General features: G+C 66.9%; 9 protein-coding genes. 5 read left to right on the forward strand and 4 right to left on the reverse strand.

Annotation, left to right across the window (positions count from 1 at the left end; translation table 11 throughout):
• The first annotated feature begins 8 nt into the window (after nucleotides 1-8).
• The 5 genes from ACH4DZ_RS23935 (at nucleotide 9) to ACH4DZ_RS23955 (ending at nucleotide 12,644) form a co-directional block, all read left to right on the forward strand.
• Nucleotides 9-1,043, forward strand: a complete 1,035-nt coding sequence (locus ACH4DZ_RS23935; RefSeq protein ID WP_398289333.1) for a FecCD family ABC transporter permease — start codon at nucleotides 9-11, stop codon at nucleotides 1,041-1,043.
• On the forward strand, nucleotides 1,040-2,149 hold the full coding sequence (locus tag ACH4DZ_RS23940) for a FecCD family ABC transporter permease (RefSeq protein ID WP_398289334.1): 1,110 nt from the start codon (nucleotides 1,040-1,042) through the stop codon (nucleotides 2,147-2,149). Before ACH4DZ_RS23935 ends, ACH4DZ_RS23940 begins: the two co-directional genes overlap by 4 nt.
• Nucleotides 2,146-3,033, forward strand: coding sequence for an ABC transporter ATP-binding protein (locus ACH4DZ_RS23945; protein WP_398289335.1), 888 nt, complete (start codon nucleotides 2,146-2,148; stop codon nucleotides 3,031-3,033). Before ACH4DZ_RS23940 ends, ACH4DZ_RS23945 begins: the two co-directional genes overlap by 4 nt.
• Nucleotides 3,034-3,186: 153 nt before the next feature.
• Nucleotides 3,187-10,701, forward strand: coding sequence for an amino acid adenylation domain-containing protein (locus ACH4DZ_RS23950; RefSeq protein WP_398289336.1), 7,515 nt, complete (start codon nucleotides 3,187-3,189; stop codon nucleotides 10,699-10,701).
• A gap of 92 nt (nucleotides 10,702-10,793) precedes the next feature.
• Nucleotides 10,794-12,644, forward strand: a complete 1,851-nt coding sequence (locus ACH4DZ_RS23955) for an SIP domain-containing protein (RefSeq protein WP_398289337.1) — start codon at nucleotides 10,794-10,796, stop codon at nucleotides 12,642-12,644.
• Between the two features lie 74 nt (nucleotides 12,645-12,718).
• Here the strand turns inward: ACH4DZ_RS23955 and ACH4DZ_RS23960 are convergent, their stop codons facing one another.
• The 4 genes from ACH4DZ_RS23960 to ACH4DZ_RS23975 are packed head-to-tail and all read right to left on the reverse strand — an operon-like array spanning nucleotide 12,719 to nucleotide 17,314.
• Nucleotides 12,719-12,970 carry a phosphopantetheine-binding protein gene (locus ACH4DZ_RS23960; RefSeq protein WP_398289338.1) on the reverse strand — a complete coding sequence of 84 codons (252 nt, stop codon included), beginning with the start codon at nucleotides 12,968-12,970 and terminating at the stop codon, nucleotides 12,719-12,721.
• Between the two features lie 56 nt (nucleotides 12,971-13,026).
• The gene (locus ACH4DZ_RS23965) at nucleotides 13,027-13,884 is read right to left on the reverse strand and encodes a class I SAM-dependent methyltransferase (RefSeq protein WP_398289339.1); all 858 of its coding nucleotides are present in this window, start codon (nucleotides 13,882-13,884) and stop codon (nucleotides 13,027-13,029) included.
• Nucleotides 13,881-15,644, reverse strand: coding sequence for an ABC transporter ATP-binding protein (locus tag ACH4DZ_RS23970; RefSeq protein ID WP_398289340.1), 1,764 nt, complete (start codon nucleotides 15,642-15,644; stop codon nucleotides 13,881-13,883). Before ACH4DZ_RS23970 ends, ACH4DZ_RS23965 begins: the two co-directional genes overlap by 4 nt.
• Entirely contained in the window at nucleotides 15,641-17,314 is a 1,674-nt protein-coding gene (locus ACH4DZ_RS23975) for an ABC transporter ATP-binding protein (RefSeq protein WP_398289341.1), read from the reverse strand. The genes ACH4DZ_RS23970 and ACH4DZ_RS23975 overlap by 4 nt, the downstream gene beginning before the upstream one ends.
• Nucleotides 17,315-17,570: the final 256 nt, after the last annotated feature.

Genomic DNA, 17,570 nt, shown 5'->3' on the forward strand with positions numbered 1-17,570 from the left:
CGGATCTCGTGCTGCGACGACCTGTCGGTCCGGGCACCAGGACGGTGTCCGGACCGCGTCGTCGTCTGATCGGCCTGGTCGTCGCGCTCGCGGTGCTCCTGGGGTTGATGGTGGCGAGCATCATGATCGGTTCGACGGCCATCCCGCCCAGCGTGGTCTGGGATGCCCTGTTCCACCCGTCGAACGACATCGATCAGTTCGCGATCCGGGACTTCCGGCTGCCGCGCACCATCGTCGGACTGGTCGTGGGTACGGCGCTCGGGGTCTCGGGGGCCTTGATCCAGGCGCTGACCCGCAATCCGCTGGCCGATCCGGGCATCCTCGGATTGAACGCGGGTGCCTCCTTCGCGGTGACAGTCGCCGTGGGGCTGCTCGGAGTCCGCGACATCCAGGGCTACATGTGGTTCGCCTTTGCCGGAACGCTGCTCGTCACCCTCATGGTGCTCGTCCTCGGATCGACCCGACGCGGCCAATCGCCGGTGATGATGGTTCTTGCCGGGCTCTGTGTCGGCTCGGTGCTCAGTGGTGCCGGTTCGGCACTTGAGCTGACCAACCCGGACGCCTTCGACGTGATGCGGTCCTGGAACGCCGGTTCGATCGTGAGCCGCCCGCTCGACCTGCTGTGGCCGACCCTGCCGTTCTTCGCGATCGCGCTCATGTTGGTCCTCGCGGTGGCAGGCCCGCTCAACGCCATGGCCCTCGGTGACGAGTTGGCCGTCGCCCAAGGCGTCCGGCTGGTGCGCACCCGGATCCTCGCGATCATCGCGCTGACCCTGCTCACCGGCGGCGCCACCGCGATCGCCGGGCCGATCGGCTTCGTCGGACTGATGGTCCCGCACGTCGCGCGCTGGATCGTCGGCCCGGACCAGCGCTGGATCTTCGCCTACAGCGCGCTGCTGGCCCCGATCCTGCTCCTGGCCTCCGACATTCTCGGGCGGGTCGTGATGCGGCCCGGTGAGATCCCCGTGGGCATCGTCACCGCCTTCGTCGGCGCCCCCGTGCTCATCGCGCTGGTGCGGCAGAAGAAAGCGAGCGGGCTATGAGCGCGCGCAGCGGACTCGATCCGCATGCTGGTTCCTCCCGGACTGCCCGGTCACCGGGGACGCGCCGGGTGGACTTCGGGCGGCGGGTGCTGCTGCTGCGGCGCCGGAGGGTCGCGGTCCGGCTCGACTGGCGCTCGGTCATCATCTGCTCGGTCCTCGCGCTGGCGGTCGCCTGCATGGCCGTGCTCGCGCTGATGACCGGTTCGTACCAGCTCAGTCCAGGACAGGTGGTCTCCGCGCTGACCGGTGGGACAACCGGGATCGTCCACGACATCGTGGTCGAGTGGCGGCTCCCCCGCGTCCTCGCGGCGCTGGTGTTCGGCGCCGCGCTGGGGGTGAGCGGCGCGCTCTTCCAGTCGACGATGCGCAATCCGCTCGCCGACCCCTACATCATCGGTTTCTCCCAGGGCTCCTACACCGGGGCGCTGATCGTGATCCTCCTCGTCAACGGAACCTACTGGCAGTTGGCCGGCGGAGCCCTGATCGGCGGAACCGCGACGGCCGTCGCCGTGTACCTGCTCGCCTACCGGCGAGGCGTGCAGGGGTTCCGCCTGATCGTCGTGGGCATCGGCATCTCGGCGATGCTCGCCTCGCTCAACACCTGGCTGATCCTCAAAGCCGACCTGGACAAGGCGATGGCCGCCGCGACCTGGGGGGCCGGGTCGCTCAACGGCGTCTCCTCGGCCCAGGTCGTCTTCGGCGGCGCCTGCATCGCCGTACTCCTGCTGCTGGCGGCGATGGCGAGCCGGCCGATGCGGCAACTGGAGCTGGGTGACGATGTGGCCGCGGCCCAGGGAGTGCGGGTCTCGGCAACTCGTCTCGGGCTGATCGTGCTGGGGGTGGCGTTGACGGCGACGGTCACCGCCGCGTCGGGCCCGATCGCGTTCATCTCGCTGGTCGCGCCACAGATCGCACGCCGGTTGACCCGCAGCGCGGGGATCACCTTCGCTCCCGCCGCGCTGGTCGGCGCGCTGCTCTGTCTGACGGCGGACTACCTTGCCCAGCACGTCGCGCCAACCCCGTTGCCGGTCGGCATCATCACCGTCATGCTCGGCGGTGGGTACCTCGGCTGGCTGCTGATCACCGAGGCCAGGAGACACCTTTGAGCACCCACACCAGCGCCGTCGACGGTCTTGCGGCAGCGGGGGACGCACCCGCGTCCACTCCGTACCCGAGCGGCTCACGACTCCACGTGGAGTCGGCGACGATCGGCTACGACAAACGCGTCATCTCCCGAGAGCTGTCGGTGGCGATCCCCGACGAGTCGTTCACCGTGATAGTGGGTCCGAACGCGTGCGGCAAGTCCACCCTGCTACGCGGCCTGTCCCGGCTGTTGAAACCGTCGGCCGGGCAGGTCGTTCTCGACGGCGCCGACATCAACTCCTTCAAGACCAAGGAGGTGGCGCGGCGGGTCGGACTGCTGCCGCAGACCTCCATCGCCCCCGAGGGCCTCACCGTGGGCGATCTGGTGGCCAGGGGCCGGTATCCGCATCAGGGGTTCGCCCGGCAGTGGACCGAGGCCGACGAGCAGGCCGTACTGCGGGCGATGGACCAGACCGCGGTCACCGACCTGTCCGGCCGCCTGGTGGACGAGTTGTCGGGTGGTCAGCGCCAGCGGGTGTGGGTGGCCATGGCGCTCGCGCAGCACACGAGCATCATGCTGCTCGACGAGCCGACCACCTTCCTCGACATCACCCATCAGATCGAGCTGATGGAACTCTTCACCGACCTGCACCACGTCGGCCACACCCTGGTCGCCGTGCTGCACGACCTGAACCATGCCGCCCGCTATGCCACCCACCTGATCGCCATGAAGGACGGCCATGTCGTCGCCGAAGGCCCGCCGGCTGAGATCGTGACCGCCGACCTCGTGCACGAGGTCTTCGGACTCCGCTGCCTCGTCGTACCTGATCCGGTCGCCGGCACCCCGTCAGTCGTGCCCTTGGGCCGTGAACGCCCACCAGCGGCACCCACAACCAAATCGACCTGACCACGCACACCGTGCCCCGCGTTTCCCGGACAGCGCTTCGACAGTGCTGGGTTGGGCGGCACGTTGCAAGGTTAGCCTAACCTTCATTAAGGTTGCAGTGATCGTTGCCCCGGTCGGCTCGACCTGGTCTCAAGAGAAGTGGGTGTGCTTCCGTTGACGACTTTCGATCGTGTGGAGTTGACTGCGAGTCAGCGGGGCAACTGGGTGGCTCGGAGGCTGGCTCCCGAGTCCTCGGTATTTTGTGCGGGTCAGCTGATCTGGCTGAACGGCCCGGTCGATCCGGCCCTGTTCGCGTCCTCGGTCAGTGCTGTTTTCGCGGAGACCGACGCGTTGCGGGTGCGTTTCGGCGACGACGACGGTGTCCCTTTTCAATACGTCGACACCTCCACGACGCTCACGACAGAGATCGTCGACGCCGGCCATGGCGATGATCAGATCCGGGTACTGGCCCGCGGGCAACTCACCGGACCGGCGGCCACTGCCGGAGAGCCGACGACCTGCTCGACCCTTGTCCGTCGCGAGAACGGCACCTGGGCATGGATCCTGATCACCAACATCCTGCTCGTCGACGGCTACAGCATCTCTCTGTTCGTCCGCCGCGTCGCCGAGGTCTACTCCGCACACCAGGCCGGCGACCCGGTCCCGGACCGCTGGTTCGGCACCCTGAGAAACATCACAAACACCAACGGGCAGAACGATTCCAGCGCCGAAGCAGACGTCACGTACTGGAGGAGTGTCCTCGGGGTCGAGAACATCAGCCAGGTGGAGGACCTGTCGGGAGTCTTCGTATCCTCAAGTCAACCGGTTGTCGTCCCGATACCCGACGACACCTACTCGAAGGTTCAGCAGTCCGCCCGCGCCGCGCGGGTCTCCTGGACCGATTCCCTGATCGCGCTGTGGGGTGTCTACACCGCTCTGGTCGACGGTCGTGACTGCGTAGCGGTCCGGGTTCCTCTGATGCTGCGAGACGATCGCGAATCACTGAAAACACCAAGCGCGATCTCAAGGGCAATCCCGGTCGTCACCGAGATCAGCCCGTACCACACCTTTGCCGATGTCCTCGGGGCCGTCGCGGACCAGTTGAAGGCTTCCCGGCGTCACACGACTGTCGAAGATCACCAGATCGCCCGTTTGTGGCCGAATGGTCAAGCCTCATACCTCGCGCTCCCGACAGTCAACATCAGACTCTTCGAGTCAACGCCGCGCCTGGGCGACATTGCCGCGATCCCTGAAACGATCAGCACCGGTCCGGTCGGATCGCTCGACCTCGCGATCTACCGCCACCCCGACACCGGAATCCGGCTAGAGCTCTCCACCGGATCCGCCACGAGCAACCCACTCCGGCACGCCGAACAATTCAGCCGTTTCCTCAACGCCGTCCTCAACGGGTCCGCGGCCCAGACCCTGCACGAACTGAGTACCGGCTTCACACCTGATACCGACGGCCCGGATCCGTCGTGGGCGCAAGGCGAGACCCTTGATATCGCGTCGGCGACAGTGGACGCGTCGGTGACGGTGGACGCACTGGTGCGCCACCGGGTCGCGGCCGATCCGGACGCGGTCGCGGTCGTCACCGGCAACGGCACCGAACTCACCTACAGTCAGTTCGATGCACGGGTCAACGCTCTCGCCCACCTCCTGATCGACGAGGGCGTGCGGGTCGGGGACCGCGTCGCAATCGCCATGACGCGCTCAGTGGACCTGGTAATAGCCCTTACCGCAGTGATCCGCGCGGGAGCGGCCTACGTGCCGATCGACCCGGGATACCCCGCAGAGCGCATCAAACACATCCTCGGCAACGCCGCACCCGGCGTCGTGATCACCGACCAGCACACTGCCGCAACCCACAAAAACGCACTGGGCGAGCATCACGCACCACTGCTCCGCATCGATGACCGCGACATACAGCAGCACCTGGCCACCGGCCAGAAGACCGCCCCTGCTCTGACGCGGCCGCTGAACGACCTCGACGCAGCTGTCGTGCTCTTCACATCAGGAACGACAGGCAAGCCGAAAGGCGTCGCCCTCACGCACCGCGCACTCGCCAACCGCCTCGCATGGGGTCAGCAAGTACTGGACTACAGACCGGACAGTGTGGCGCTCTCGAAAAGTGGTGTCGGTTTTGTCGATGCGGTGACCGAGCTGTTCGGGCCGTTGACCGCCGGTGCCCGAATCGTGGTCGTGCCCGCAGAAACCGCGCAAGATCCAGCCGGCCTGCTCGACACAATCGCCCGACACCGCGTCACACACCTGCTGACCGTGCCCAGCCTGGCCGACGTCCTCGTCCGCCACGACGACGCACCCACAGCGCTGGCCACGATCCGGTCCTGGATCTCCTCCGGTGAAGCACTCACCCCGGGCACCGCGACCACCATGCGAACGACCGCACCACAAGCAACACTGCACAACTTCTACGGTTCAACCGAGGTTACCGGCGACGGCACAGCGGCCATCATCACCGAGAACACCCCCATCGGCGCACCGGTCGCGAACACGACAGCGCACGTTCTTGACACCTGGCTACGTCCGGTACCGGCCGGTGTCGCAGGAGAGCTCTACCTGGGCGGAGTGCAACTCGCCGACGGATACGTCACACGCCCGGGCCTGACCGCTGACCGATTCGTGGCTGACCCCTTCAGCGACAACGGCACGCGGCTGTATCGCACCGGCGATCTCGTGCGATGGAACTCCCAGGGACAGTTGCAATACCTCAGCCGCAGCGACGACCAGGTGAAAATACGCGGACACCGGATCGAACCCGGCGAAATCCGCGCCGTCCTCGAACAACACCCAGCAGTATCAGGCGCCGCCATCACCGCCCTGGACCACCCCGCCGGCGGAAAATACCTCGCCGCATACATCACCACGACCACGGACGCAGTGCCGATCGACGCACTCCGCGAGCACCTCGCACGATCGCTGCCGGACCACATGGTCCCCACCACGTTCACACGCCTGGACCAATTCCCCGTCACCGCCAACGGGAAGCTCGATCGCCACGCACTGCCGCAACCAGACCTGACCGCAAGTGCAGCCGATGGCCGGCCACCGCAAACCGCCACCGAAATCGCCCTCGCCGACATCTTCCGCGACGTACTACACCTCGCCGACGATACCGATCTCGGCGTGGACAGCGACTTCTTCCGCCTGGGCGGACACTCACTGCTCGCCACACGAGTCGTCGCACGCGCCAACGCACAACTCGGCACCGCACTGACACTCCGCGATGTCTTCGACCACCCCCGCATCAACGAACTCGCCCGAATCACCGACACCACCGCCAACACCGCCACCACCGAGACACCCAGCACACGAATCGGCGACCTACCACGCCCAACCCCACTACCAGTCTCATACGGACAACAAGCACTCTGGCTGATTGATCAGTTGGGTGGGCCGGGTGGGCGGTATGTGGTGCCGGTGGTGCTGCGTTTGGGCGGCGATCTGGATCCTGATGTTCTGATCACGGCGGTACGGGATGTGGTGTCTCGTCACGAAACGCTGCGCACGCTCTTGGTGGAGAAAGACGGCACGCTATGTCAGGTCGTCATTCCAGCGAACGAAACGGCCGACAGGCTCTCTCTGCTCGTTGAGGATGTCACGGGTCTGGATGCTGCCGACGTGGATGCGCGCGTGGGCGCGGTGGTGCAGGCCGGGTTTGATCTCGCGGTCGACATCCCGATCCGTGTCGCGCTGCTACGCGCCGGCGCTGACGACTGGGTGTTCGTTGTCGCGGTACATCACCACGCAGTGGATGAATGGTCGTTCCCGTCGCTGCTGAGTGACCTGTCGACCGCTTATCAGGCGCGGGCCGCAGGGCAGGAGCCGGGATGGACGCCGTTGCGGACCCAGTACGCGGACTACGCGATCTGGCAACGCGAGGTCCTGGGTGAGGCGTCGGATTCGCGTTCACTGCTTTCCAAGCATCTTGCCTATTGGCGTGACGTCCTCGCGGATGCGCCCGAGGAGTCCACGATCACGCGGGACCGGACCCGACCGGTGGCACCGACTCACCGCGGTGCGGATCTGCGGTTCACCATCGATCCACAGGTCGTGACCGGCCTGCGTCAGGTCGCGGATGAGCAGGGCGTGAGCATGTTCATGGCGCTCCAGTCCGCGACCGCGTTGACCGTTTCGGCGCTGGGCGCCGGTGCGGATGTGGTGATCGGTTCACCGGTCGGTGGACGCACCGAGGACGGCCTGGAAGACCTGGTCGGATACTTCGTGAACACCCTGCCGATCCGCCATCGGTTCCACGCCGGTGACTCGATCACCGACGTTCTGCAGAACACCAGACGAACGGTCCTCGGCGGGTTCGAGCACCAGGCCGCACCCTTCGAAGAAATCACCCGTGCGCTGGGCACCGAGCGATCCGTTGGCCGTAATCCCCTCTTCCAGATCATGCTCACCCACCGCGTCGCTGACAGCCGCCGCGCGCATGGCCTGCACATCGGGAATGTCACGACGACACCGAGCCCCGCGGCGGTAGGCGCGGTCAAGACCGATCTCGACCTTGACATCTTCGATTCGCTCAACGATCTGAAGGGGAAACTCTCTTACGCGACCGATCTGTTCGATGGTGCCACTGCTGAGCGGTTTGTCGCCGTCTTCAAGTCGGTGCTGGAGAAGATCGCTGCCGGTCCGGAGGCGCGCGTCGGTGACATGGACCTGTTGCCCGCACCGGAGTCGCGACAACTCGATGCGTGGTCGTGTGGTGAGACGCTCGATGTTCCCGGGGCGACTCTTGACGAGTTGGTGCGCCGGCAGGTCGCGGCGAGCCCGGACATGGTCGCGGTCATCGCTGATGACAACACTGAACTCACCTATGGCGGCCTTGATGCGCGGGTCAACGCTCTCGCCCACCTCCTCGTCGAGGAGGGCGTGCGGGTCGGGGATCGGGTCGCGGTCGCACTGCCGCGGTCGGCCGATCTGGTGGTCGCTCTGGCCGGGGTGATCCGTGCCGGGGCGGCGTATGTGCCGATCGACCCCGACTACCCCGCCGAACGCGTCAAGCACATTCTTGCGGACGCCGAACCACGTGCGGTGATCACAGACCGGCACACCGCCGGTGTTCATCGTCACGTGCTCACCGATCACCCTGTGCGCATCCTGTTCATCGACGACGAATTGGTGCGGCGACAATTCGATGCCGGCGTGATCGACCCACCGCGGGTCTCGCGTCCGCTGCTCCCGGCGGATGCCGCGTACGTGATCTTCACTTCCGGCACCACCGGACGCCCCAAAGGCGTTCAGATCACCCACCGAGCAATAGTCAACCGACTGTGGTGGATGCGTGATCTCTACCGGATCGGTGCGCCGGACCGGGTGCTGTTGAAGACCCCGTTCACGTTCGACGTGTCGGTGTGGGAGTTCTTCCTACCGCTGGTCACCGGCGCAGTGGTGATCGTGGCGCAGGAGGGCGGACACAAGGATCCGCAATACCTGCTCGAAGTGATTGATCGTCGCGCGGTGACGATCAGCCATTTTGTGCCGTCGATGCTGCAGGCCTTCCTCACCTCGAACCCGGACCGGACGTCGGTGGATTCGGTACGACAAGTGTTCTGCTCCGGCGAGGCATTGCCCGTGTCGCCCGCGGCCGGTGCCGTCGCGCTGTTCGAGAACGCGGACTTGCACAACCTCTACGGGCCGACGGAGGCGGCCGTGGATGTGACCGCTCACCCGGTGGTTCAGGCCGAGCTCGTCGATGCGGTGGGGGTACCGATCGGTGTTCCGGTGGCGAATACGACGACGCGTGTTCTTGACACGTGGTTGCGTCCCGTGCCGGTCGGTGTGGCAGGTGAGCTCTACCTGGGTGGAGTGCAACTCGCCGACGGATACGTCACACGGCCGGGCCTGACCGCTGACCGATTCGTGGCTGATCCCTTCAGTGACAACGGCGCGCGGCTGTATCGCACCGGCGATGTCGTGCGATGGAACTCCCAGGGGCAGCTGGAATACCTCGGCCGCAGCGACGATCAGGTGAAGATACGCGGCTACCGGATCGAACCCGGCGAGATCAGCGCCGTCCTCGAACAGCATCCGGGAGTGTCGGGTGCGGCGATCGCCACCTTGGATCACCCGGCCGGCGGAAAGTACCTCGCGGCATACGTGACCACGACCAGTGCCACGACGGCCGAGGACGCGGTGCTGTTCGACGCGCTGCGCGCGCATCTCGCACAGTCGCTGCCGGACTACATGGTGCCCGCGACGTTCCTGCGCCTGGACCGATTCCCGGTCACGGCGAACGGGAAACTGGATCGCCGCGCGTTGCCGCAACCGAGCCTGGCTGCCGGCACAGCCGACGGCCGGTCACCCGAAAACGACACCGAGATCGCCCTCGCCGGCATCTTCCGCGACGTACTGCACCTCGGCGACGACGTCGAACTCGGCGTGGACAACGACTTCTTCCGCCTGGGTGGCGACAGCATTTCCGCGGCACGACTGGTTGCCTGCGCTCGTGAGCACGATCTGACGTTCAAACTGTCTGAGGTGTTCGTGCGACGGACTGTCGGCGCCCTCGCCGCGCTGCTTGCGCCGTCGACGCACGGCACCATTTCGGCCGAGCCGCTTCTTGTGCCGACTTCTGCCGCACTTGAGCGCTTGCGTGAGGTGGACGCCGCGCCCGATGAGTACGTCTTCACCGAGCTCATCAACTTGCCCGCCCGGTCGACGAGCGAATCGGTCGTCTCGTCCTTCCGCTCACTCGTCGCCAACACGGACGCGCTTCGCCTGTCAGTTGACGCTACGGGCCGGCGGCTCTGGTTCACCTACCTCCTACCTCCGGAAACAGTCCAGCCCCAGACCGTGGAGCTGACCGCCGACACGAACGTCGACGTTGACGCAATCAGGTCGGCCGCCGTCGATCTCATTGACATCTCGACCGGCCGCCCGGCTGCCCTCGCATTCACGCACAACCCCGAACAGACGGTTGCGGTGCTCGCCGTTCACGCGGCAACCGTTGACCGAGCCTCGCTGCACCGTCTGGCGGAGGCACTGCGGCAGGCAGTGTCCGGCGTAGCAGAAGTGTCCCGCCCACCGGCGCTCGTCCCTGCGCTCGAAGCCGTCGAAGCAGCCGGCGACGCGGTCGCCACGGACGGCCTCGATCGTTGGAAGGGCCTTCTCGCCCGAGCCCGGACGATCGACGTACCCACCTTCGCCTCTGCCGCCGTCTCCACCTTCCGCTGGGACAGCTCCCTCACCGAAGGCGTCGTCAGCAAAGCCATCCGCAACGCGCTCCGCTCAACAGGAATCGCACCGCTGATCGGCGGCGTGGTCGACGAAGATGTCCCGCTGACTCCCGGTGACAACACGATGTCAGTCGGTCCGTTCACCGCCGCCGCCACCATCGCTCTCGACGAGGCCGAGCCGACCAGGACCGCCGAGCTGGCACTGCTGCGCTACCACAACAAGGCCGGACGCCGAGCATTGCGACGTACTCCCTCCCCCGCGGTGATCCTCACGCGGGTCTACGGGCCGGACAGCGGGTCACCGACCCCAGAGGGCACCGAGCAGTTGTATCGCGCGGTGATTCGGTATCACATCGCCCCGGACACGACAACGATCACTTTCCTCGGCTTCGCGGAAAAAGTGGTCACCGAACTCCGAGCAGCTTTGGCAGACCAACTCCGTCGGGCCGCCGGTGAACCGCAACCCTCCGGGTCGAGGTGAAGAATGTCATTAGGTTAGGCAATGCTAAGATTGGTTGTCTGACTGCTGGCACGCCACGTTTCGGTACGCCACCTGCTCGATGAGGAGTCGCCGTGCCGCGTCGTGCCCGACCCACCGTCGTACACGCCATTGTCCTGCGGGAGTTGGAGGTGGCGCGGGTTGTCGATGTCACTCCCGGAATGCGCCGTGTGACCCTGACCGGTGATCAGCTGGGATCGTTCACCGCAAGCGACGGTACGACCTTCCCCGAATTCGCCAGCGAGGGTTTCGACGACAATGTCAGGTTGATCTTCCCGTACCCCGGCGAAAGCGAGCCGGTGGTCCCGGTCTACAAGGACGGCAAGTACAGGTGGCCGGCCGACCCGCCGGCGCTGTGGCGGGTCTACACGGTACGACGTTACGACGCGCAGGCTCGCGAGCTCGACCTCGACTTCGTGAAACATGGTGTGGGCGTCGCGACGACGTGGGCGTACCGGGCGAACCCCGGCGATCGCCTCCACGTCGGGGGACCTTCGGTCTCCACCAGGCGGCCCGAAGGTTACGACTGGTACCTCGTTGTCGGCGACGACACGGCCATCCCGGCGATCGACCGGCTGCTCGGGGAACTGCCCGACGAAGCACAGGCCGAGGTCTACATCGAGGTGGCCGAGGAGTCGCACCGGATCGACTTCCCGGAACGCCCCGGTGTCGAGGTGACCTGGGTCGTGCGGAACGGACCGGCAGCGGGACCCGAGCCGTTGCTGCTGCAGGCCGTACGCGAGGCCGGCCGGCGAGAGGGCTCGATGTTCGCTTGGCTCGCCGGAGAACAGTCCGTAGTACGTGATCTGCGGCGCTATCTCATCGAGGAGCGCGGTGTCGACAAGTCCGACATCGACTTCACCGGCTACTGGCGGCGCGCAGAGGTTGTGGCGTTGGACGAGGACCCCGCCATGCCGGACCCCGAGCGCAACGACAAGGCCTTCGAGAAGTTCCACGAGATGTCCGAGTTGCTTCCGCCGTTGGCGATTCGGGCGGCCGCGAATCTCGGCATCGCCGACTGCATCAGCCGCGGAGTGCGCACCGTACCCGCGCTCGCACTGCACACCGGCGCAAACGAACGCTCCCTGGCGAAGTTCTTGCGGTACCTGCGGGCGATCGAACTCCTGGAACAAGAAGGCGATGAATACAAGCTCAGTGAGACCGGCGAGTTCCTGACCAACGAGTCCGTGCTCGATCACCTGGTTTCCGGCGGGGTCGACTTCCGCATGTCGCAGGCCTTCTACGGCCTTGAAGCGGCGGTCCGCCACGATCATCCGGTGTTGGAGTCGGTGACCGGAAAAGACTGGGACGCCCTCCGCAGCGATGCGACCTTCGAGCACAAGCGTTTGGAGAACAAGTCCCGGTTCGCGCAGGTACTCGCCGAGCCGCTCGCGAAGTCACCCGTGCTCGGGGGCGTCGGCAAGGTGGTCGTCCACGCGGCTGGTGCGGTGGTCCACGCCGACTACCTCACTGCGGGGCATCCGGAGGCGACGGTGACCATCGTGGCGCTGCCTACCGCGGCGGACTGGTTCCGCAGGGACATTCCGATCAGCATTGCGGACGCGACGCGACGCGACCGGATACGGATTGTCGAGCAGTCGGTATTCGAGAAGACCGAACCCGCGGACGCCGTACTGATCATCGACACGCTCGGGCAGTATCGTGACGCGGAGGCGAAGCTCATTCTTCAGCAGGCCGCTGCGAGCCTGAGCCCCGGTGGCCGGGTGCTGTTGGTGGAGGACACCTTCGATCTCGACGAGTTGGACGAACATGACGCGGAACTCGACATTCTGCGGTTGACGCTCCACGGGTCTGGATACCGCACCGAGGACGAACTCAAGGCGGTCATCGCCGACGCCGGATTGAAAGTGATCGCGACATCGCTCGTGGGGTGGGGTAACACGTTGCGAGTGCTGGCACCGTGACCTGAGGTTGTGGGCCCGCCCAGCAGTCCGGCCGGGCCGTCCACGACGAGCCCGGCGACCGCCCTACCGCAAGGTCATGAAGCCACTTCGTCACCAGCCTGGAGCTTCTCCACGACCTCGATCCAGTGACCCAGTCGCGAGTCCTCGGCCAGGGTGATGAAGTCGATCCGGTCCACCCCCGCGGTGCGCCACCGTTCCACCAGCTCCATGAGACGCACCGAGTCCATCCCCTGGTCGCGGAGGCTCAACTCGTAGTCGATGTCCGTGGGTTCGAGGTACAACACGTCGGCGACGTCGGCGATCAACTGCTCGGTGCTCAGGCTCATCAGGACTCCTCGTTCATTGCTTGCCCAACCTCTTTTGACAGTTCCAGCCGGCTGTGTCACACGGTGGCGATCAGCGCTTCCTCGCCGCTGTACGGTCGCAGGCCGTCGGTCCGGCCCGCGAAGTAGCGATCGGTCAGGTCGGTCGCCGAGACGTGTTCGGCATCGGCGAAACCTGCTTGTCGCGCCAGTTCGATGATCTGGCCGGGAGTGTAGAAGCCGATGAACGGCGTACCGGCCCGCCGAGCACCCTCCCTGGAGGCTCGCCGAATCTGTACGTCCTCGGGCGCGAGATCTTCGAGATGACGGAAGAACGTGAGGATCAGTGAGGAGCCGGACGGCAGACTCGCCACCTGCTTGAGGGTCGCCGTCGTGGCCTGTTCGGTCAGATACATGGTGACCCCCAGCCAGGACACCACCGCGGGACGTGAGGTATCGAATCCCGCCGCCTGCAGCCGATCCCACCAGTCGTCATTCGCTTCGAAATCGACCGGAACCAGGCGCAACCAATCCGGGATGTCATATCCGAGTTCGACCAACCGGCTCCGCTTCCATCCCTGCGTCTCCGGCTGGTCGATCTCGAAGACGGTCATGGTCGACCCCGCATCGGGATGACGCTGAGCGTAGGTGTCCAGGCCTGCGCCGAGGATCACGTACTGATCCACGCCGCGGCTCGCGGCCTGCGCCACCAGGTCCTCGGTCAACCGCGCCCGCCCGACGATCGTGGCGCGCTTTCCTCGCGAGTCGCCAGGGACCATGTCCCCGCGCTCGCGCCATCCGTCGTCGTCCTGCGCCAGCCGGGCGCCCAGGACGTCCTCAAGGACGTGCGGCGGCTCGTCCACCTGTGTGTGCAAGGCGCGCCACAATGCGGTCCGTACCGCTGTGTTGTCCGGCGTGCCGACAACATTTCCCGTCATGAGTCAGTCCTTCCCAGCTTGTTGTTCATGCTCCGTCCGGCCTCCCACGCGCTCCACAGCCCGCCGTACACGCCGCCAGCGGCGACCAACTCGTCATGTGTTCCGGTCTCGATGATCCGGCCGTGCTCCATGACGACGATCCGGTCACAGGTCGCGGCTTGGGAGAGGCGATGCGCGATCACCAACCCGGTGCGACCACGCAAAGCCGCCTCGGCGGCAAGGTCCAGCAACCCCGCATGGGTGGAACCGGCCTCGGCGGTCGCCTCGTCGAGGATCGCCAGTTCCGGGTCGGCGAGCAGTAGCCGGGCGAGGGCGAGCTGTTGAGCCTGCGCATCGGTGAGCGGATGCCCGCCGGTGCCGATCACCGTGTTGAGATCGTCCGGCAGCAGGTCGAGCAGACCGGCTGCCCCGGTGGCGTCCAGCGCTGCGTGGATGTCTTGGTCGGTGGCCCTGGGGGCGCCGAGCGTGAGATTGTCCCGCAGGGTACCGGCGAACACGTGCGTCTCTTGAGTGATCAACGTAGTTCGGCCGGGCCGGGCCACCGTCCCGGCGTCGGGTAGATGGATGCCGGCGATGACGGCGGCAAGCGTCGTCTTGCCGGCCCCGGAGGCGCCGACCACAGCGATGCGCTGACCGGTGGGGACGTCGAGGGTGAGGTCGTCGAACACACGGGGGCCGTCGCCGTAGCTGAACGCGACCTCGTGGAGCCGCACGGCGATGCCCGCGTCCGCTGTCGCTGTCGGCTCGCCCGCGTCCTCCGGGATGGTGGCGACCCCGATGATGCGGCTGAGCGAGGCGAGGGCCGACTGGAGGTCGTCGACGACGTACAGCAGCTCGTTGATCGGACCGAGCAGGCGCAGGACGATCAGCATCGAGGCGGTGGCGGCGCCGACGGTGGATGCGTCCGCGTCGATCAGGACGAAGCCGACGACGAGGACGGTGGCCAGGCTCAGACATTCGCCGAGGTTCAGGCGGAGGCTGAGCATGGCCATCACGGTGCGCGCGCGGAGTGTGTGCACCGCGACGCCCCAGGACGCGGCCATCACGGTGTGGTGCCGCTGCTCGGTGAGCCCGAGCCCGAGCACGGTGGCGTAGCCGCGCTGGGACTCGATGATCTGCTGTGCCCGCGCGCTCATCGCCGCGCGTTCGGCCGCATATACCCGCGGGCCGACGCGGAGATACCAGCGCATGACGAGTACGTAGACGGGCAGTACGACGGCGAACGCGGCGGCGTACGGCCATTCCAGCGCCGCAAGCCCGCCCAGCGACACGACGATGGTGAACCCACTGACGGTGAGCGCGGGGATCACGGCGGGTGCGGCATCGGCTACGGCGGTGACGTCGTCGCTGGTCCGGGAGATCAGGTCCCCGGTCCCAGCGCGTTCGACGAGGTGCTGCGGGAGTGTCATGGCACGGCCCACGAGCTGTTCGCGCAGCGCGGCGAGGATGGTGTGGTAAACGCGGGTGGCGAGCACGATCGTCACCGCGGTGCCGACCGCGCCGAGAACTGCCGAGAGCGCCATGACGGCCGTGACCGTCAGTACGGTGCCGAGGTCAGCGGTACCAGCCTGCACCCGATCGACGAGGAACCCGATGATCACGGGCGGGATCACGTTGACGCCGGTGCTGACGATCCCCAGCACTCCGACAGTGGCGAGCCGGAGCCTGTGCCCGCGGCTGAGTCGCCACACCTCCCTGGCTGTCTCCCCGCTCCCCGCGACCGGCAGCGCGTGTCCGGTTGCCCCGGATGCCCCGCTCATGACGTTGTCCTTACGCGCACCGGTGCGTCCTTGAGCAGGTCGACGACGCGGTCGCAACTGCCCAGCAACGCGGGGGACGAGGTGATCAGCAGGGTCGAGCGGCCCGCGCGGACGGCGCGCAGCCGCTTCGCTATCGTGTGCTCGGTGACCGAATCGACCGCCGTGGTCGGGTCGTGCAGCACGAGCACCGGCGCATCGCTCGCCAGGGCGCGGGCAAGCGCGAGTCGCTGGAGCTGGCCGCCGGAGAAACGGTTGCCGTCCTCACCGACCGGGAGATCGAGATCGGCGGCGAAGTCACCGCATGCCGCAGCTCGCACCGCAGCTGTCACCAGCTCGGGTGTGGCCGCGGTGGCGGTGAGGTTGTCGCGGATCGTTCCGCTGAACAGCATGACCCGGTGCGGAGTGAACGTGACTTGGGAGCGGTACTCCTGCGCGGTCAACTCCCGCGCGGCGATCCCGTCCAGCCGCACCGCGACCTCGCCGCCAGGCTCGCGGGGATCCAGCAGCGCCTCCGCGACGCGGGCAGCAGTCAGGTCGTCGGTGCGCACTCCCACGAGTTCGCCGGGCTCCACCCGGATCGTCGCGGCGGGCGTGGACACCTCCAGCACCGGCAGCTGCTGAACCACCGGCCGCGCCGCGTCGTCAGGCTCGGGTGTCACGGCGACGTCGGTCTTCAGCACGTCGAGGATGCGCGCGGACGAGGCGCGGGATCCGGCGAGGTTGGGGATGGAATCGTTCGCGATCGACTGGATCTGCGGCAGCAGCGCCTGAGCGAGGCCGACGGCGGCGATCAGCTCGCCGACGCTCAACTGCCCGTCCACGGCGAACCAGCCCGCCAGCCCCATCACCGCCGCAACGAACGTGCCGGTGACCGCACCGGAGCCCATCAGGAATCTCCCCAGCAGTCCCGCGTTGCGCTTGGCACCGACGAGCGTCTCCTGGCTTGCGTGCCGGTACCTTCTGGTCGCCTCGGTCTCGGCGCGCATCCCCTTGACCACCCGATAGCCGGCCACGACATCCGTGGCCAGTCCGACTGTGGTGGCCAGCAGTCCCTGGTACTCACGGGTGTCCCGGGACAGCCGCTCGCTGAGCACGCCCATCAACCACACCGCCACCGGCGCCCCCACCAGCACCGCGAGCCCGAGCAGCCAGTGCGTTCTCAACAGCGACACGGCGATGAATCCGATGGTCATGATCCTCGCGATCGGCATGATCACGAGCTGAACCCCGTTGGCCAGGCGGGCGACGTCGTTGGTCATCACCGAGACGACACCGCCGTCCGGCGCGTGGGCGCCGCCGCCGACCGGGTGCAGCACGCCGGTCGAGAGGGTGCTCCGGAGGCGGTGCTGCAGCAGCTGTATCGCAAACGCGGTCAGTTGGACAGCGAACTTCGCCGCCACCGTCAACACGATGTACAAGGCCACCAGTACGCCGAGCCACAGCACCAACTGCCCCGCGTTCCCGGTTGCCAACGCCCGGTCGATCGCAAGGCCCATCACCACGGGGACCGCAGCCTCGCCCACCTGCCACACGATCGCGGCCAGCGCCGCAGGAACGGAGACCCGCCGCACCGAGAGGATCACGCGCAACAGGAATCGGCCGGCCGTGGTCCCCGAGCCGGCCTCGAACGGCTGGAACTCGGGCGGATCGTGGGGCGCCTGCCAAAGCACAGGTAGCCGACGGGTCAAAGGTCCCCGCCCCAGCCCCAACGGGTCGGAGTGCGAGGCGTTCCTCATGGCCGCCCCCGGTCCGTGCCCAGCAACAGGATGTCGGTGTGCTGAGTGAGCTCCGCAGCCAACCGCACTCGCTGCTGCCGGGCTCCGGAGAGTTCATCTTCCTGGAACGACCTGTCCGGGATCGAACACCAACAGGCCGTCGTCGCGGGGCGGTTGTCGTACCTGATGGAGGCTTCTCCTCGGTCGGGTG

The sequence above is a fragment of the Streptomyces sp. NPDC017991 genome, assembly GCF_044328075.1.
In the GTDB taxonomy this organism is placed as follows: Bacteria; Actinomycetota; Actinomycetes; order Streptomycetales; family Streptomycetaceae; genus Streptomyces.